Here is a 19,634-nt window from a genome sequence, read left to right as displayed (position 1 = left end):
CTTCGAGCTGTTCTCCTTTATAATTAAGTTATCAGGAAAATGATATTAGAACAAGAAATAACGGCAAAAAGAAAAAGAGGGCTAAGAAAATATCTTTTTTGCCTGCTAAGCATAGCATGCTCTGCTCTCTTTCTTTTAGTGAATCTACAGTGCACAGACCACTATAACCAATTTGCCACAGGGCCTTCTGTACAACTATACTTCTCGGCAGACACGGTGCGTTTAGACACGCTCTTCTCTCGCTTGTCTTCCTCCACTTTCGGAGTAATGGTATATAACCGCAATCCTTTGGCGGTAAAGCTACAAGAGATACGTCTAAAAGGAAGCCCCGAAAGTGGTTTTCGCATCAATGTAGATGGTCGTAGTGGTAGCCATTTTCAAAACATCACCCTACCAGGTAAGGATAGCATCTTTATTTTCCTCGAAGCAACTTTTCCCGAGGGAGCCTCTAATCTGCCAGAGCTGCAGGAGGATGACATTATTTTTAAGTTAGAGCAGAAAGAGCAAAAAATACATTTGGAGGCTTATCGTCAGAACATATACCAATACTCTGAGCTACTGATTCAAAAAGATACAACCCTGACTGCCGAGCGACCAATATATATAGTTGACAGTCTCGTCGTTGCCGAGGGTGCCACTCTTACAATGGAATCTGGGACCCATATTCTCATGGGAGACAAAGCTCATATTTCTGTATACGGTTCTTTACGGGCATTGGGCACAGCAGAACAGCGCATAATGTTTGAAGGACTCAGAAGAGACAATCTGATCCCCAAGGTTAATTACCGCCTAATCCCAGGTCAGTGGGAGTATCTTCTTTTTGCCACCACAAGCAGTAATAACCTTCTACACTACACTACCCTACGCAATGGACGTGGCGGTGTAAAGCTCTATGCAACTCCCCATCAAGAGGGAAGTTCTCTCTCGATGAAAGGCACCATTATTACAAATATGAAGGGCAATGCTCTTTATGCACACTATGGCACTATCGAGATGGAGAATTGCGAATGCTCCAACACGCTCTTGAGTACACTCGATTTTAATGGAGGAAAATACGTTTTGAACCACTGCTCTATAATCAATCTATACCCTTGGGATAATAGACAGGGAGGAGCTCTTCATTACAATGTCGAGGACAACGCATCAAGTTCATCACTCGAAATAAGCAATACGGTTGTAGATGGTTCCTATTCTGTACAACGCTTGGCTGGAAAAACACCCTCAGGAGGAGAGCTTCAATTCGGGGACAACTTACTTCGCTTTATCCAAATTAGAAACAGTTACTTGCGCACGCCTATCGACCTTTGGAATATATTTCACAATTGCATAGAGGCGACTCTTCCATTGGACAAAGTGTACCACAACACAGGAAGAGACAGGAAGAAGAATACCTATAATTTCATCTACGATTACCGCCCTCTACCAGAAGCTCCTTTTGTAGAAAAAGCAGTAGGCGCACTTGCGACTGATTTGCTCGGACGCTCTCGCGCCAGTGCTCCAACCATAGGGGCCTATGAACCAGCAGAAGCACCTAAAGAGGAGTAAATACCAATGGAACGGAAAGTGTTACAAACAGAAGACGGCTCATTTACAGTACAAGACAATAGAACGGGAGAGACCTATCACTCCCTGCATGGGGCAGTAAATGAGAGTCGCCATATTTATATCCAATATGGATTACACCGTTGGCAGGAACTACATCCCGAGAGTAAAGAACTAACCATTGTTGAGATGGGGTTTGGCACAGGACTAAACGCATTGCTTACTCACGGGGAAGCGCAACGGATAGGAATCCATGTACACTATCACACTTACGAACTGTATCCGTTAGACGAGAGCGAGTACTCCTCCCTAAGCTACCCCTCTTTAGATACCTATTATGGTAAGTCTACACAGGGAGTGCTACAATATCTGCATGCTCTCCCTTGGAATGAGCCCCAGCCCATAGACGTTTCCTTTCTATTATATAAACATCAAGTGGATTTTATTGAAGCTAAGCTTCCCGATGCAATAGATGTGGTCTATTTCGACGCTTTTTCGCCTAATGTAGAACCCCTCCTATGGACTCCAGAGATCTTTACAAAGCTCTACAACAAACAATCCGAAAAGGGCGTTCTCACAACCTATTGCGCGAAAGGCTCTGTACGCAGAGCTTTACAAAAGGCGGGATACATCGTAGAGCGATTATCGGGTCCTATCGGTAAACGCGAGGTTTTGCGTGCGACGAAAGAAATGGGCTAAAGACCTGTCTCTTGGAAAAGTGCCATAGCTTACTTATTGATTGTACATTTGCAATATGGAAAATGAGAAAAAGACTCAAATAGAAAATTATTCGCAGGCTATAGCTCGCCTGACAGCAATCCTAAATACGATAGAACATGATAGTCCCGACGTGGACGACCTCATGATACTCACCGACGAAGCCGTGGAGCTCATCACCTTTTGTAGAGAAAAATTGAAAACTACCGACAAGCAGATAGAAGCTCTCTTGGCTAAACTCTCTAACGAAGAACCAGCAGCAGAAACGTCTGAGCAATAAGTGTAATAATGAGAATAATTTTATGTTTAAAAGATTCATTCCAGCAATTGTAGCAGTAACTACTATGATGACAGCTTGTAATGGAGGAAAAGATACTTCTCAACAGGATCTTTCTTCTAATCCTTTTATCAATCCTTCGGAAACCTATATGCATACCCCAGACTTTTCGAAGATCAAGGTAGAGCACTTCCGCCCTGCATTCGAGGAGGGTATGCGCATCCACACAGAAGAAATCGAGGCTATTAGTAACAATCCAGAAGCTCCAACATTTGAAAACACTCTGGTAGCCTTAGAAAAAAGTGGACAGGTACTAAGCCGTGTATCAAGTGTGTTCTTTGCCCTCTCTTCGGCAGATACCAACGATGATTTGATAGCTATCGAAGAGGAAATAGCTCCTAAGCTGGCAGAGCATAGCGATGCGATGTACCTTAACGACAAGCTTTTTGGTCGCATAAAAGTAATCTACGAAGGAGATCAGTCTACACTCGACACAGAGGATAAGCGTCTCATCAAGTTCTACTACGATCAATTCGTTCAAAAAGGAGCTTTACTAAATCCAGAACAAAAAGAGACTCTCAAGAAAATCAATCAAGAAGAGGCTTCTCTCTTGACCGACTTTGGGAACAAATTGACCAAAGCTACCAATGCTCTCCTGTTCATCAAGGACAAAGAGCAACTTCAAGGCTTATCGGAAGAGGAACTAAATGCTGCAGCGGCAAAAGCGACCGATGCAAAACATCCTGGAGAATATGCTTTTAGTTTGGATAATACGACACAACAAAGTATTATGGCCAAGCTCGATGTAAGAGAGACACGTAAGTTCTTCTTTGAAGCAAGTATTAATCGCTGTATGAAGGGAGATGAGTTTGACACACAAGCAATAGTAAAACGCCTTGCCGAACTTCGTGCCGAAAAAGCCGCTCTTCTGGGATTCAACTCTTACGCTGCCTGGAAACTACAAGATCAGTTAGCCGCAACACCTGAAAAAGTAACAGAATTCCTCTCCAATCTGGCCAAGTTGGCTATGCCTCGCGCCCTTGCAGAAGAAAAAGAATTAGAAGATTTTGCTCGCCAAACAGAGGGAGCGAACTTTGATTTGGAAGCGTGGGATTGGAGTTACTTTGCCGAAAAGCTACGTCGCGAAAAGTATGGTATTGACGAAGCGACTATACGTCGTTACTTCGTTTTAGACAACGTGCTCTACAATGGCGTATTCTACTCTGCCAACCAACTCTATGGAATATCTTTCAAGCCCCGTACAGACGTTTCTGTTTACCACGAAGATGTACGCGTTTGGGATGTGTTGGATAAGGAAGGTAATGTCTTTGCTCTCTTCTATTTCGACCCCTATGCACGGGCTTCAAAGAGTGGTGGAGCTTGGATGAGTAACTTTGTAGATCAGTCTTATCTTTTAGAGAGGAAGCCTGTTATCTATAATGTATGCAACTATACTAAGCCTGCTCAAGGAGAGCCTTGCTTATTATCTTGGGACGAGGTAACAACACTTTTCCACGAGTTTGGTCATGCTTTGCACGGGTTGTTTGCCTCTCAAAAGTACCCTTCTCTATCGGGAACGAGCGTTCCTCGCGACTTTGTAGAGATGCCCTCACAATTCAATGAGCACTGGGCAGCAGAACCCAGCGTTTTTGCTAACTATGCTAAACACTACAAAACGGGTGAAGCAATGCCTAAAGAGTTGGTAGAAAAACTCCAGAAGGCTCAAACATTCAACCAATCGTATCCTATGATTGAGAATGTAGCCGCTTGTCTCTTAGACCAAGCTTGGCACAGCCTAACCGTGGAGAATGCTAAGGTTACAGATGTAAAAGCTTTCCAAGAAGAGCAATTATCTAAGGTAGGTTTGCTCAACAAGTGTATTCCTCCTCGCTATGGCTCTTCCTATTTCCGCCATATTTGGAGCAACGGTTACTCCGCTGGCTACTATGCTTACCTCTGGTCAGAAGCTTTGGATAACGACATTTATGCATGGTTTGAGAAGAATGGGGGCTTGACCTTCGAGAATGGAAGTCGCTTGCGTTCGATGATTCTTTCTAAGGGAAACACCGAAGATTTAATGAGCCTCTTCACCGAATTCACAGGTCATAAAGAGGTAGACCTTAAGCCCTTGTTAAAGGCACGCGGATTACTGTAAAAAATAAGGTACAACGAACGGAACGAAAAAAGTTTCAATATAACTGTGTTCATAAAAGAACCGCTGTACACCCTCAAAGGGTTTGTTCAGCGGTTTTCTTTACCCGATTAACTGCTTATTTCGATACTGTCCTACAAAAATTAGGCATGCACAAAAAAAAGAGAAAGGATTAATAAAATCCTTTCTCCCTAAAATCTATAAAAGATTTTTATAGCTTACACTCTCTTTTACATGAGAAGATCGCAAGATCTCTTCAAAAAGAGGTTAAGTCGTTCGCCAGTAAGCAAACCTCTACTTAGCAAGGCCAAATCCCATAGTTGGTCCAATTTAGGAGTTTGCTCGATGAAACTGTGTAGAAGTGCCGACAGCTGTTTCTCCTGTTGCTCTATGCCCGAAGTCGTTTCTGCTCTCTTGGACTTCAACTCTTCGCTAAGGTTCTCTTCTGAAGTATCTCCGATTTCCTTGACAATATCGGATTGCTGCTGCTTCAAGCTCTTTATCTTTTCTTGGAGTTCTTCAAGCTTGGCTCCATCCTTATCCTTCAACTGATCAAAAATGCTCTTTATAATGACATGATTGGCATTGACCACTAAATTGAAACTATCAGGCAATGTGTCATAGAATCCCATACCCGACTGGAAACGACTCATATCTTTCATACGGCGCATCCACTCCCCTTGTATCATTTCCACGGGTGTATTTGCCTCTGTATGCTCTATCTGTACATGGAACATCTTGCCCTCTTCTTGAGGAGCAGAAAGAGAGAAGAGTTGACGCAATAGATCCTCATCGGCAGCCTCCATTGAGGACTCATTCTTCTGCTCCTTTTCGATAAGGCGGTCTATCGTATCACTGTCTACACGGGCAAAGTGGAGTTTCTCCTGCTTCTGTTCCAACATATTCATCAAAGGCAATCCTAAAGGACCATCCATGATGAGTACATTATAGCCTCTGTCAGTAGCTTGTTTGAGCGATACATATTGCTCTTTTTTGTCCGTAGCATATAGTACCACCATGTTACCCTCTTTATTCGTCTGCTCGCTACCGATAAGTTTGCGATACTCTTCCATGGTAAAGTACTTACCGTCGGTATCTTTCAAGAGCATTGTGGGTAGTAAGCGTTCATAAGTCTTCTCGTCAGTTAGCATTCCGTAGTGTACAAAAAGACCTATCGAATCCCATTTGCCCTCATAGTTAGAGCGGTCTGCATGGAAGAGTTCACTCAATTTGTCAGATACCTTTTTGCTAATATGTCGAGCTATCTTCTGTGCATTCGTATCGTTTTGCAGGTAAGAGCGGCTTACGTTCAGCGGAATATCGGGAGAGTCTATTACTCCTTCTAAAAGAGTTAGCCACTCGGGAACGATATCCTCTACATGATCGGTTACAAACACCTGATTACAGAAGAGTTTTATACGGTTTTTCTGAAGCTCGACATTGGGCTTAATCTTTGGGAAGAAGAGTACCCCTTTGAGCGTAAAAGGATAGTCTACATTGAGATGTATCCAGAAAAGAGGCTCATCGGAGCCAGGGTAAAGCTGGCTATGAAACGCTTTATAATCCTCTTCTTTGAGATCATTGGGCGTTCTTACCCATAGAGGATTGGTTTCATTGATTTGATTATCCTCGTCGGTATCGACCATTTTACCCTCTTTCCACTCCTGTTTCTTGCCAAAAATTACAGGAACGGGCAAGAAGCGACAGTACTTATCTAAAAGTGCTCCCAAGCGTTCACGAGAAAGAAACTCAGTGCTATCGTCATCCACATGAAGTGTAATAGTCGTTCCTCGCTCTTTTCTTTCCGAAGGTGTCAAGGTGTACTCAGGCGACCCATCGCAAGCCCAATGTACCGCCTCTGCTCCCTCCCTATAAGAGAGCGTATCAATTTCGACCATCTTAGCCACCATAAACGCTGAATAGAAACCCAGCCCAAAATGGCCTATGATAGGAGTATTGCTCCCCTCATACTTCTTTAAGAAATCTTCTGCTCCACTGAAAGCTATTTGATTGATGTAAGACTCGACCTCCTCTTGAGTCATTCCCACACCTTGGTCTGATATCTTTATTGTTTTTGCTTCTGTATCAAGCTCCACACGTACAACTGGAGTCCCCAATTCTCCTACACTTTGATCGTTGCGTGCTATTGTTTGCAACTTCATGGTTGCATCTACAGCGTTAGAAACTAACTCACGGAGAAATATGTCATGATCACTGTAGAGAAATTTTTTGATTATGGGGAATATATTCTCACTTGTAACCCCAATTTTTCCTGTTATCGCCATAAATAATGGATATTATTAAGAGTACTGTTTTACTGTAAATGTTTTTCTTCCTTGGGAAGTATTACGGGGATTTGTACCGTTGCGTTTAGGTGATCTTCCTCTAAAGAGAAGTGTATCATGCCCCCTTCTGAGATTTCGCCATCGAGGATAAGATCTGCAAAACGATCTTCTATCTCTGTTTGCAACAAACGTTTGAGAGGCCGCACCCCAAACTTAGGATCAAATCCCTTTTTGGCTAACCACTTGCGAGCCTCTTCGGTAATCGTAAACGAATAGCCTTGGCGAGCAAATCTCCTCTGTAACGTATCCAACTCATTGGCAACAATACGCAATAAATCTTCTTCTCTAAGATGAGCAAAATGGATAACGGCATCCAAACGATTTAGGAACTCTGGGCTGAATGTACGTTGCAACTCCTTATCTATTATAGAGCGAGCCAGAGTGTCTGCCTCTTGTGCCGTATCTCTTTCAGAGCGGAAGCCTAAACCAGAGCCGTATTCACTAACGCGACGGCTACCCACATTACCCGTCATAATAATAACGGTATTCTTAAAGTCTATTCTACGCCCAAAGCTATCGGTCAGAGCCCCCTCGTCCAAAACGGTGAGCAACATATTGAATACTTCTGGATGCGCCTTCTCTATTTCGTCCAGTAAGATTACAGAATAGGGTTGACGGCGCACTTTCTCGGTCAACTGTCCGCCCTCTTCGTAACCGACATATCCAGGAGGAGCTCCTATCAAGCGAGACACTGTGAATTTCTCTGAAAACTCACTCATATCTACGCGTATCAAAGCATCTTCATCGCCGAAAAGCTGCTCTGCTAACTTTTTGGCCAAAAAGGTCTTTCCTACCCCAGTAGAGCCTAAAAAGAGGAAACTACCAATCGGCTTCTTTTCGTTTCGCAGTCCCAAACGATTACGTTGAATAGCCTTACTTACCTTTTCGATGGCTTCGTCTTGCCCTATAACAATCTCCTTCAACGTCTGGCTTAAGGCTTTCAGACGGGCAGTCTCGGCTTTAGCAATACGCTCTACAGGCACTCCCGTAATCAAAGCAACAACGCGTGCTATGTGGCTCTCATTCACCTCCACATAAGCCTCTTCTTTATTAAGCCGCTCTTCTGTTTCTTCTATTTCTTTAGTAATGCTTCGTTCCTTATCTCTCCACGCAGCTGCCAACTCGTAATTGGTAGACAAAACGGCGGACTTACGCTTCTCACGATAATCCTCTCTGAGGGCTTCCAGGCGTTGCAACTCTGCATTCTGCGCCTTCTCACCGATGTGCATTCTTGCACCAGCTTCATCCAAAGCGTCTATGGCTTTGTCTGGAAAAAAACGATCCGACACATAGCGGTCTGTAAGATCCACCGCCGCCTTAAGAGCCCCATCGGAGTACGTTACCTTGTGAAACTGTTCATAGAAAGGCTTTATCTCCTTAAGTATCTGTAAGGTCTCTTCGATGGTCGTAGGAGGAACAATTACCTTTTGAAAACGACGCTCCAACGCCCCATCCTTTTCAATACTCTTGCTGTACTCCGAGAGAGTGGTAGCTCCAATACAACGTATCTCCCCTCTCGAGAGAGCTGGCTTGAGCATATTGGCCATGTCCATCGACCCTTCTGTCCCCCCTGTTCCTATAATTGTATGTATCTCATCAATAAAGAGAAGAATATTGGGGTTCTTTTTCAACTCTTGCGTTACGGCTTTGAGACGCTCCTCAAACTGCCCTCTATATTTAGTACCTGCGACAAGAAGTCCAGTATCCAGACTTATAATGCGTTTTCCAAAAAGGAAACGAGGTGTCTTTCTCTGTACGATACGTTGCGCCAAACCTTCTACAATGGCACTTTTCCCCACCCCAGGGTCTCCTATTAAAACGGGATTGTTTTTTTTGCGACGACAAAGTATTTGTATAAGCCTTTCGAGCTCTTTCTCACGGCCAATCATCGGGTCTAATTTCCCTTGTGTAGCCAACAGAGTGAGATCTGTTCCAAACGAGTCTAAGGCTGGTGTCTTGGCCATTTTCTCCTTTTCGCCCTCTCTGGAAGCAACATCTTTAGATTGACCCGAATCCTCTTTATCATCGGCATCGGACTGCTCACTATCGGGATCGAAGTCTTGATTCAAGCCATTAGAAAGCTCGAAATAAGATAGAGAGTCGTTTGGCTCTCCGTACATAACATCATATTCTTTAGGGAGTGAACTCTCCATATATTTTCCTTTCATAATATCTCATTTGCGCACTGAGCTTTGGTGTTATATGGAACAGTGCACGCTTACACTTAATACAATAAATATGCCAAGACTATGAACAAGAGTACTTCTCTCTTGCAGAGGCGTATTACGAAGGCTTTCGATAAGAAACGTGCCTCCTCATTATCAAAAAGAATAGGATCCCCCCCCCTTTAATGCCGCTCAATCTTATCTCTGCAACGTCCGTTTGCTCTATTTTAAGCCATCTACCAGAATACTCCTCTTTTCAGCTCTCAAAAAAATCTCTCTATCTTCCTGTAAGAAAGTCCAAAAGGTCATTACTATAAAGTAGTTTTCTCCTTTACCATTCTTTATATTCAATTTGAATATACATATATTTAGATTGAATATATATATTCTTAGATTGCGTATATATATTTGCAGATTGCAAATAAAGAATTACACAGAAGGTTATGGATTTACAGAGCGGAGGAAACTACTTATCCTATAGATTGAAAAAAGTTTTTCTAACTCCTTTTCAGACAAGAAACTATCACAAACAGGATACAAAAGGCCGCACAAAGGGGGCTGAAGGAAGATGAAAAAGAGGCACTAAAAACAAAAATCGTTATCGGTTATTACTTTATTACATTATTTTGTTATACCTTTGTCCTGCGCCGGTGGAATTTACACTAATTCCCAATCACATACGGTACGTGGGTAGAGGCAACCATGCGTAAAGCGGGTTCCTCTTTTTTATTATATGAGATATCCCAATAGATATCCGAAAAAACGCCACACCTATTATTAGTAAACAGGATGAGTTTAGACATACTTAAAATAGAGCAATGTATTCAGGAACTTCTTACCCCTGAAGAGTTTATCGTAAAGATTTCTCTCTCTCACTCTAATGATATCGATGTAGTTGTCGATGGAGAAAAAGGAATCTCTATAGAGCGATGTATAGCTATAAGCAAGGGTTTTGAGAAGTGTTTCAACAGAGACGAAACGGACTATTCTCTCGAAGTAGGCTCTGCTTGTCTAACCACTCCTTTTGCCCACCTAAGGCAGTATCAAAAACATATAGGTAATCCCGTACGAGTGATAACAAAAGAGGGGAACAAATTTGACGGAGTATTAAAATCGTCTGATGACCAATCTTTTTCTATCGTATGTTCCGAACTGGTAAAATCTCCCGACGGAAGACATCGCAAACGCCACTATGAAGAGGTAGAGCACACTTTTTTGTACGAAGAAGTAAAGTCTACCACATATAGGTTTGAATAAATAACAGTGTAACTAAAAACATATACCCGCTATACATAGAACATTAATTATGGCCCAGAAACAATCAAAGTCGCCGCTACGGATGGCAGAAACACTTGCAGAGTTTAAGGAACTTAAAAACATAGACAAGGCTACTCTGGTAAGTGTACTGACAGATTCTTTTATGAGTGTGTTAGCTAAAATGTTTGGAACCTCTGAAAACTTCACAGTCATTGTAAATGAAGATACAGGAGACTTGGAGATTTGGAGGGCTCTGCGTATCGTCGAGGACGGTATGGTTACGAATCCGGCTTTGGAGATTGGGCTAACTCAAGCAAAAGAACGGGATCAATATGCAGATTTAGGAGATGAAATCAACGAAGAGATTGACTTCCTCTCTTTCGGGCGTAGAGCTATTCTGAACTTAGGACAGATTGTTTCCAGCAAACTTAAGGAGTTGGAAAAAGAGACCCTCTATAACAAGTTTCTTGAAAAAACAGGGCACCTTATATCTGCCGAAGTTTATCAGGTATGGAAACGTGAGACATTGCTTGTAGATGACGAAGGGAACGAACTCTTACTCCCCAAGTCGGAACAAATCCCTGGAGATTATTTTCACAAAGGAGACACAGTACAGGCTGTTATAGACCGTGTAGAGATGGTTAATAACCAAGTAAAAATCTATGTGTCTCGTACGAGCGATAACTTCCTTAAACGCCTCTTTGAACTTAACGTCCCAGAGATTGCAGATGGTCTGATTACTATAAAGAGAGTAGCTCGCATCCCAGGAGAGCGCGCCAAAATGGCGGTCGAATCTTATGATGACCGTATCGACCCCGTGGGAGCATGCGTTGGTATGAATGGTAGTCGCATACGCAGTATCGTTAGAGAATTAAAGGGAGAGAACATAGACGTTACTACCTATACAACCAATACAGTACTGTTTATTCAGCGTGCACTCAGCCCCGCTAAAGTTACCTCTATAGATATCATTCCAGAGGGTTCCAAAGCCGAGGTATATCTTCGTCCCGAAGAGGTGCCTATGGCTATCGGGAAAAATGCTTCAAATATCAAATTGGCCTCTGTGTTGACTGGGTATCAGATAGAAGTATTCCGTGACATTGAAGAGGCAAGCGAAGAAGATATCTACTTGGATGAGTTTAACGACGAAATCGAAGACTGGGTATTAGAGGCCTTTAAGAACGCAGGCTGGATTACTGCAAAGACTGTCTTGTCTACTCCAAGATCGGAACTGATCAGTAAAACCGATTTGGAAGAAGCAACTGTCGACTCTGTGCTATCCATATTGGCGGAAGAGTTTGAGCAAGATGAACTCCACGAAATAGGATATAAAACAGAAGCCTCACACGCTACAGAGAGCACTCAAGAGGAAACTGAAACCGAAAAGGGAGAAGAGCAATAAGGCTCTCTGACCTAAAGTAAAAACGACAGTACGACCTTTTTACAAATAAACATTGGCTATAAAAGAAGGATTATAAATAACAAGTATGGCGGCAAAGGCGATAAAATACATTGAATTGGCAAAAAAATTAAACGTTGGGGTTAATACCCTGAAAGATTATCTAAAGGAAAAAGAGATAGAGGTTCCCTCTCCCAATGCTCCTGTAGATGACAAGACTCTGGCAATCGTTCTAAAAGGATTCTCGCCTAACGAGTCTGTAGAAGAGTTCAAAAAGAAATTAGAAGTAGCAGTTACTCCACCCACTCCCTCTCCCGAGAAAAAGAAAGAAGTAGTAGCTCCCAAGGAGTTAGAAGTTATGGGAGAGAAAAAAGAGGTGCCCGTTGCTGTTAAAGAGGAAAAAACCGAAGAAGTTAAAACTGTTTCTAAGGTAGAAGTACGTGGTCGTATAGATCTTTCTCAAACTCAGCAGCCCAAAACGGCAAAGAGCTCTGACAAGAAAGAAAAGAAAGCAACGAGCACAACTACCACCTCCTCAAATCCTAAAAAGAAAGAGGATAAAGTCGCTCCAGAAAAAAGTGCGGAAAAAGCTCCAATAGCCCCCGTACCCACAGAAAAGCAAGTTGCTGCGAAAGAGCAAGAGCCTATAGCTAAAGAGGAGACTTCTGTAGATGTTTTGCCCGCTACAGAAAGTAGTTCTAATGACCAACAACAAGAAGTTTATCGCCCTTCTACTCCCAAAGCTATTCAACTCACTGTCGTTAGCAAGATTGACTTAGATAGTATAAATCCTCCCAAAAAGACAGAAAACGCCAATAGCAAGAACAAACGCCGCAAACGTATCGGTTCTCAAGCCGTAGATATTAAATCAGAAGCAGCCAAAGGGATCGACCCAGTAGCAGGAAAAAGAGGTCAAAATCAAAATGCTTCTAAAGCTAATGCGGGTAAGCAACAACATGCTCCCGGAGAAGGCAAGGGCAAAAAGAAAAACAACCGTAATGTAGCACCTCCTAAACCTGAGATTACAGAGGAGGATGTACAGAAGCAGGTAAAAGAAACCTTAGCTCGCCTACAAGGTAAAAAGACCGTTTTCGAGAAGAAAGCTCGCTTTAGAAAGGATAGACGTGATGCTGCAAGACAAGCCGCGGAAGATGCATTCGAAGCAGACGAACGCGAAAGCCGCATCTTGAAGCTCACCGAATACGTTACAGTGAGCGACTTGGCAAACATGATGAATATCCCAGTAAACGAAGTCATCGCTACATGTATGAGCATAGACATGATGGTCTCCATCAATATGCGCTTAGATGCAGAGACTATAAAGCTGGTTGCCGAGGAGTTTGGCTTCGAAACAGAGTTCGTTAGTACAGACGTTGTTGCAGCTATACAGGAAAGCACCGAAGAAGACAAAGAAGAAGATCTCGTGGAACGCGCTCCTATTGTTACGGTCATGGGGCACGTAGACCATGGTAAAACCTCTCTTCTCGACAACATTCGTAAAACCAATGTAATTGCTGGTGAAGCAGGAGGTATCACCCAGCACATTGGTTCTTACAATGTGAAACTTCCTTCTGGACGTCACATCACATTCCTTGACACTCCAGGTCACGAAGCCTTTACCGCAATGCGCGCCCGTGGAGCTAAAGCAACAGACATTGCAATTATTATCATCGCCAGTGACGATAAGGTGATGCCCCAGACTGTGGAGGCTATCAACCACGCGACTGCTGCAGGCGTACCTATGGTATTTGCATTCAACAAGATTGATGTAGCAGGAGCTGACCCCGCCAAAATTAGAGAGCAGCTTGCCGCTATGAACTATTTGGTCGAGGACTGGGGCGGTAAATATCAATGCCAAGAGATATCTGCCAAAAAGGGAATCGGAGTAAATGAACTTCTCGAAAAGGTTCTTTTAGAAGCCGATCTACTGGAACTCAAGGCAAACCCCAAGCGCAGAGCTTCAGGACTAATCATAGAGTCTTCACTGGATAAAGGACGTGGTTATGTTTCTAACATCTTGGTACAAAATGGGACATTGAAAGTTGGAGATGTCATTTTGGCAGGGAAGTACTACGGTCGTGTCAAAGCTATGACCAATGAACGCAACCAACCTCTTAAGGAGGCTGGCCCCTCCGTTCCTGCTACTATTTTAGGGTTCAATGGAGCTCCATCGGCAGGTGATACCTTCAATGTATTAGAAACAGAACACGAAGCTCGAGATATTGCCAACAAGCGCACACAGTTGGAGCGTGAGCAAGGTCTACGTACCCAAAAAATGCTTACACTGGACGATATCGGTCGCCGTATTGCTATCGGTAACTTCCAAGAGTTGAACCTTATTATTAAGGGAGACGTGGACGGATCTGTTGAGGCACTTTCAGATACACTTATCGGTCTTTCTACCGAAGAAATTGTTGTGAGAGTAATACACAAAGGCGTAGGACAAATATCAGAGTCTGACGTTGTATTGGCAGAAGCATCTCAAGCTATTATTATCGGCTTCCAAGTGCGCCCAAGTGCCGTAGCTCGCAAGAGTGCAGAACAAGCTGGAGTAGAGATCCGCTCCTACTCTATCATCTACGATGCTATAGAGGACGTACGTAGTGCCATGGAGGGTATGCTATCGCCAGAAATCAAGGAACAAGTTACTGCTCTATTGGAGATCCAACAGACCTTTACAATTGGAAAAGTGGGTACCATTGCAGGTTGTATGGTGAAAGAGGGCAAGATACATAGAACAGATAAAGTTCGCGTCATACGTGACGGTATCGTAATCCATACTGGAGCCTTAGAGTCTCTCAAACGATTTAAAGACGATGTGAAAGAAGTAGCAATGGGGCTTGATTGCGGTCTCAACTTGAAAGGCTTCAATGACATTAAAGAGGGCGACTTAATAGAGGCATACCAAGAAATAGAAATCAAAAAGAAGCTTTAACGCTCTCAATCTTTGTCTATAAAAGAAAAACAACCACAGAAACAGGCTATTGAGTAGTTCCTCTTTTATATAGGGTCTATTCAGTAGCCTTTACTTACCTATGAATTGGATAGATATTATAATACTAATCATTGTTGGGCTATCTGTCATCAAAGGATTAAGAGAAGGTCTAATCAAACAATTATTCTTCTTCGTAGGGATATACATTGCCATCTTCGCTTCGGGGCACTTGACCCCTTTCTTAGAGAATAAACTTATACATCTATTGGATGTCTCTCCCAAAATGGCACATACCATCGGCATGGCTCTCTCTTTCATTGTCATACTTGTGCTTGTTAGTTGGTTAGGTCGTCTGATAAGTAAATCTGTTTCTCATACACCACTGGCTATCTTCAATCGCTTAGGAGGTGCTTTTTTGGGCTTTATTATTCCTATTACGATCTTGAGTTATATCTTTTTATTCATAGACAGTATTGTTTTCCCAAGTTTTACGCCTTTTCAAAAGGGAAAAACAGAAAAAGAACAAATAGATATACGGCAAGAATCTCGCTTTTACTACCCAATAAAGAAGGTTGTGCCAACTTTTATAGCACCTTATTTGTTAGAAAAAGAAAGAGAGCTAATAGAAAAGAATACTGACAACGCTATAAATGGAAACAAACAATACACCTCCCTTACCAACAGAACAAGATGATATCTTGCAAGAGGTAACTCAGGGAGATTATAAATACGGTTTTGTAACTGACATCCATACCGATACTATCGGTCGGGGATTGAACGAAGCAACCATTCGCTTAATCTCTGAAAAAAAGGGAGAACCAGAGTGGCTTCTGGAGTTTCGATTGAAAGCCTATCGTCACTGGCTTACAATGAAACAACCCAAATGGGCGCATCTGTATATTCCCCCCATCGATTACCAAGATATTATTTATTACGCTGCTCCCAAACAAAAAGTATCGCCACAATCTTCCGATGAAATAGACCCAGAGTTGCTGGAGACGTTTAACAAATTGGGGATTCCTCTTCATGAGCGTCAAGCTTTAGCGGGCAACATGGCTGTGGATGCCGTTATGGATAGTGTATCTGTTAAGACCACTTTCCGAGAAAAACTGGCAGATTTAGGCATCATCTTTTGCTCTTTTAGCGAAGCTGTAAAGGAGCATCCCGATTTAGTAAAGAAGTATCTCGGCAAAGTAGTTAGCTACAGAGATAATTATTTTGCAGCTCTGAACTCCGCAGTTTTCAGCGACGGTTCTTTTGCTTATATCCCTAAGGGCATACGTTGTCCTATGGAGCTATCTACCTACTTTAGAATCAATGCACGCAATACGGGGCAATTTGAGCGTACTCTCATAGTGGCAGATGAAGATGCCTATGTAAGTTACCTCGAAGGCTGTACTGCTCCCATGCGAGACGAGAACCAACTTCACGCGGCTATTGTGGAGATTATTGCAGAAACGAGAGCCGAAGTTAAATACTCCACGGTACAAAACTGGTACCCTGGCGATAAAAACGGTAAAGGTGGTATATACAACTTTGTAACGAAACGTGGACTCTGTCGTGGAGACTTCTCCAAAATCTCGTGGACGCAGGTAGAAACAGGTTCTGCAATAACATGGAAATACCCCAGTTGTTTACTTGTCGGGGACAATTCCATCGGAGAGTTCTATTCGGTTGCCGTGACAAATAATTACCAACAAGCAGACACTGGAACCAAGATGATACATGTGGGCAAAAATACTCGTAGTACCATTGTTTCCAAGGGTATATCGGCAGGCTCAAGTCATAACAGTTACAGAGGCTTGGTAAAAATATCGCCAACAGCAGAAAATAGTAGAAATCACTCTCAATGCGACAGTCTTTTGTTGAGTAATCATTGCGGAGCACACACGTTTCCTTATGCAGAGGTTATGAACGACACAGCCATTATTGAGCACGAAGCTACGACTTCAAAAATCAATGAAGACCAATTGTTCTACTGTCAACAAAGGGGTATCTCCACAGAAGAGGCTGTGGGCTTAATCGTAAACGGGTATGCCCGCGAAGTAATGAATAAGCTCCCCATGGAGTTTGCTGTAGAAGCACAAAAACTACTAACAGTAACCTTGGAGGGATCTGTTGGATAGGCATCATTATAAACATAACTACTACACCGAAAAGATTATATGAGCAAAAAGCTTTTAGAAATAAACAATCTTCATGCCTCTGTAAATGGTAAAGAGATTTTAAGAGGTATAAATCTCTCTGTCAACGAAGGCGAAATCCATGCGATAATGGGGCCTAACGGAAGTGGAAAAAGTACGTTGTCTTCTGTACTGGTAGGGCATCCCGCTTTTGAGGTAACAGAGGGAGAAGCGATATTCAGAGGAGAAAATATCTTAGAACTCTCTCCCGAGGAGCGTGCCCATAGAGGTTTGTTTTTGAGTTTTCAGTACCCCGTGGAGATACCAGGGGTAAGCATGGCCAACTTTATGCGTGCAGCCATCAACGAGCGACGTAAGTTCGAGGGACTTCCTCCTATGCCTGCGGCAGAATTCCTCAAACTAATGACCGAGAAGCGCAACGTGGTGCAGTTGGACTCCAAATTAGCCAGCCGCTCCGTTAACGAAGGCTTCTCTGGGGGAGAAAAGAAGCGTAACGAAATCTTCCAAATGGCTATGTTAGAGCCTCGTCTCTCTATCCTCGACGAAACGGATAGCGGCTTAGACATCGACGCACTACGCATCGTGGCAGAGGGTGTAAACCAATTGCAATCCCCGACCACAAGCTCTATTGTTATCACCCACTACCAAAGGCTATTAGAGTATATTAAACCCCACTTTGTTCACGTGCTTTATCAAGGACGCATCGTGAAGAGCGGTGGTCCCGAACTGGCTCTCGATTTGGAAGAGCGTGGGTATGATTGGATCAAAGAAGCCAATAAATAACCTACTATGCAGCCTGTAGAAAAAATATATTTAGACCTTTACGACGAAAATAAGGAGATTATTCACGATAACTCCCCTGCTCTCCTCAACGAGATGCGTTCTTTGGCGCGTGAAGAGTTTGTACAGCACGGTTTTCCGACTACTTCTTCGGAGTACTATACACGTACAGATATTAAAGAGGCTTTCGACTTTGACTACGGAATTAACGTGCAAAATGTACACTTTCCTATCAAAGATGCTAAAGGTTTCTCTTGTGGGTTGGAGAATATGCCTCATACTCAAATAACTGTACTCAACGAACGTTTTGAGCCGTCCCTTTCGAAGGGTTTGGAACTGCTACCCAAGGAAGTATTCATAGGCAACTTGAGTACATTTTTAGAGCAATATCCTGATAAGAAAGAGCAACTTGCCAAAATCTACGGACGATATGCCGAGGTCGATATAGATGCTCTTGTCTCGCTCAACACAATGTTTGTACAAGAGGTGCTTATCTTCTATGTACCCAAAGGAGTAAAAGTACCTGACCCAGTGCGTGTGATACAGCTGGTGCGCTCCGATGTTCCGATGTTGCTCTTCCGACGCATCATGATGATCGTAGAAGAGGGGGCTTCTTTGGAAGTTTTGATTTGTAATCACACATTAGATAAAGATCGCTTCCTAATCAACCAAGTAACTGAAATCGATGTTGCCGAGAGAGGTGTGCTCAAACTCTACGACTTGGAAGAGTCGAGCAAAAAGACCTATTCGATGACAACCACCATTCTTCGCCAAAAAGAGGAAAGCAATGTACTTATCAATGCTCTAACCCTTAACAATGGGGTTACACGCAACAACTTTTGGACTCGCTTCTTAGGGACAAACGCCAAATTAACGTTAGCTGGATTGGCTATTGGTACAGAGCAACAGCATATCGATAACTTTACGCACATAGGTCACCTTCGCCCCGAATGCGAGACTCATGAGCTGTTCAAATATATCATGAACGATGATTCTGTTGGAGCGTTTGCAGGTCGTATTTATGTCGCAACAGATGCACAAAAGACCAATGCAATACAGAGCAATAGAAATCTACTTCTTTCTCCCAAGGCACGTGTCTTTTCTAAACCTCAACTCGAGATTTATGCCGACGATGTAAAATGTAGCCATGGTATGACTACAGGGCAACTTAGCGAAGATGCTCTCTTCTACCTGCGGCAAAGAGGAATTACAGAAAAGGAAGCTCGCACAATGCTCAGTATAGCCTTTACAGATGATGTGGTACAACTCGTAGAACTCCCCTCTCTAAGAGAGTCTATTGTGGATGTTATCACGGCACGATTTGATGGAAAAGACTCGGTACACTGCAACAAGTGTGGCAAGGTATGCTTCTAACCAACGGTTGAGATAGACGTCTGTTTTTATAGATCTCTTCAAAAAATAAGCACACGGGGTTATTCCGTTGAGAGTGCCCCGTATCCTTTTCATTTTTTTGTAATTCTCTTCTCACAATATTTATAATCCAGTAAGCTTAGGGACAATCTATTCTCCCAAAGGGTTACTGGATTTTTTATTTAGTCAGCCCTTAAAAGTCATCTAATTACTGATATTCAACATATTATATTGAGAATCTCTTGATACTGTCCTACAAAAGTGTGTAAGCCCCGTAGCTCTTAACTTTGTGGTAACAACAAAAAACAAATTAAGAATAATGGAGCTTACAGCATCACAAAAGTCGGCATTTATTTCGGAAATGCTATCATCAGAGTCAGGAATTAACGAGATTATTCGAGTGTTATTGAACACCTTCTCCAAACAAGAACGTGCTCTTTTTGTAGAGGAGCATAAAGGGGAACAGTGCAATGGTTTCCGTCCTCGTCGATGGCGAGGCTATGGATGCAGCTTTGAGCTTCGGATTCCACGTACTCGTTCAGGGAATTTT

Annotated in this window: 13 protein-coding genes and 1 pseudogene; 12 read left to right on the top strand and 2 right to left on the bottom strand. The window is 42.8% G+C overall.

Annotated features, from left to right (window positions below):
• The first annotated feature begins 39 nt into the window (after positions 1–39).
• Genes B5D06_RS01580 through B5D06_RS01565 form a run of 4 tightly spaced genes read left to right on the top strand, consistent with a single transcriptional unit; the run spans position 40 to position 4,691 of the window.
• Positions 40–1,545 carry a hypothetical protein gene (locus tag B5D06_RS01580; RefSeq protein WP_078736283.1) on the top strand — a complete coding sequence of 502 codons (1,506 nt, stop codon included), beginning with the start codon at positions 40–42 and terminating at the stop codon, positions 1,543–1,545.
• Positions 1,546–1,551: 6 nt separating this feature from the next.
• Positions 1,552–2,241, top strand: coding sequence for a tRNA (5-methylaminomethyl-2-thiouridine)(34)-methyltransferase MnmC2 (mnmD, locus tag B5D06_RS01575; protein WP_078736282.1), 690 nt, complete (start codon positions 1,552–1,554; stop codon positions 2,239–2,241).
• A gap of 55 nt (positions 2,242–2,296) precedes the next feature.
• A complete protein-coding gene (gene xseB, locus B5D06_RS01570) occupies positions 2,297–2,539 on the top strand; it encodes an exodeoxyribonuclease VII small subunit (RefSeq protein WP_078736281.1) in 243 nt (80 codons plus the stop codon).
• 22 nt (positions 2,540–2,561) lie between these two features.
• The gene (locus B5D06_RS01565) at positions 2,562–4,691 is read left to right on the top strand and encodes a M3 family metallopeptidase (protein WP_234989536.1); all 2,130 of its coding nucleotides are present in this window, start codon (positions 2,562–2,564) and stop codon (positions 4,689–4,691) included.
• 227 nt (positions 4,692–4,918) lie between these two features.
• Here B5D06_RS01565 and htpG read toward each other — a convergent pair whose 3' ends face one another.
• Positions 4,919–6,973, bottom strand: coding sequence for a molecular chaperone HtpG (htpG, locus tag B5D06_RS01560; RefSeq protein ID WP_078736280.1), 2,055 nt, complete (start codon positions 6,971–6,973; stop codon positions 4,919–4,921).
• A gap of 29 nt (positions 6,974–7,002) precedes the next feature.
• A complete protein-coding gene (locus B5D06_RS01555; RefSeq protein WP_078736279.1) occupies positions 7,003–9,201 on the bottom strand; it encodes an ATP-dependent Clp protease ATP-binding subunit in 2,199 nt (732 codons plus the stop codon).
• Positions 9,202–9,987: 786 nt separating this feature from the next.
• On the opposite strand from B5D06_RS01555, the gene rimP reads away from it, so the two are divergent.
• The 8 genes and pseudogenes from rimP to B5D06_RS01515 form a co-directional block, all read left to right on the top strand.
• A complete protein-coding gene (rimP, locus tag B5D06_RS01550; RefSeq protein WP_078736278.1) occupies positions 9,988–10,455 on the top strand; it encodes a ribosome assembly cofactor RimP in 468 nt (155 codons plus the stop codon).
• Positions 10,456–10,504: 49 nt separating this feature from the next.
• Positions 10,505–11,857: a transcription termination factor NusA gene (gene nusA / locus B5D06_RS01545; protein ID WP_078736277.1), complete on the top strand. Its 1,353-nt coding sequence runs from the start codon at positions 10,505–10,507 to the stop codon at positions 11,855–11,857.
• Between the two features lie 85 nt (positions 11,858–11,942).
• The gene (gene infB / locus B5D06_RS01540; protein WP_078736276.1) at positions 11,943–14,789 is read left to right on the top strand and encodes a translation initiation factor IF-2; all 2,847 of its coding nucleotides are present in this window, start codon (positions 11,943–11,945) and stop codon (positions 14,787–14,789) included.
• Positions 14,790–14,889: 100 nt separating this feature from the next.
• Positions 14,890–15,483 carry a CvpA family protein gene (locus B5D06_RS01535; RefSeq protein ID WP_078736275.1) on the top strand — a complete coding sequence of 198 codons (594 nt, stop codon included), beginning with the start codon at positions 14,890–14,892 and terminating at the stop codon, positions 15,481–15,483.
• Positions 15,440–16,915, top strand: coding sequence for a Fe-S cluster assembly protein SufB (gene sufB / locus B5D06_RS01530; RefSeq protein WP_078736274.1), 1,476 nt, complete (start codon positions 15,440–15,442; stop codon positions 16,913–16,915). The genes B5D06_RS01535 and sufB overlap by 44 nt, the downstream gene beginning before the upstream one ends.
• Before the next feature lie 39 nt (positions 16,916–16,954).
• Positions 16,955–17,716: a Fe-S cluster assembly ATPase SufC gene (sufC, locus tag B5D06_RS01525; RefSeq protein WP_078736273.1), complete on the top strand. Its 762-nt coding sequence runs from the start codon at positions 16,955–16,957 to the stop codon at positions 17,714–17,716.
• A 6-nt stretch (positions 17,717–17,722) separates the two neighbouring features.
• Positions 17,723–19,087 (top strand): Fe-S cluster assembly protein SufD, encoded by a 1,365-nt coding sequence (gene sufD / locus B5D06_RS01520; protein WP_078736272.1) that lies wholly within the window; start codon positions 17,723–17,725, stop codon positions 19,085–19,087.
• A gap of 316 nt (positions 19,088–19,403) precedes the next feature.
• Positions 19,404–19,634, top strand: a pseudogene (locus B5D06_RS01515) (IS256 family transposase); the annotation flags it as partial.

Origin of the sequence: Porphyromonas circumdentaria, from assembly GCF_900167105.1 — a bacterium.
Classification (GTDB): Bacteria; Bacteroidota; Bacteroidia; order Bacteroidales; family Porphyromonadaceae; genus Porphyromonas; species Porphyromonas circumdentaria.
The sequence above is the reverse complement of the archived record's forward strand: the minus strand, read 5'-3'. Positions and strand labels throughout refer to the sequence as shown.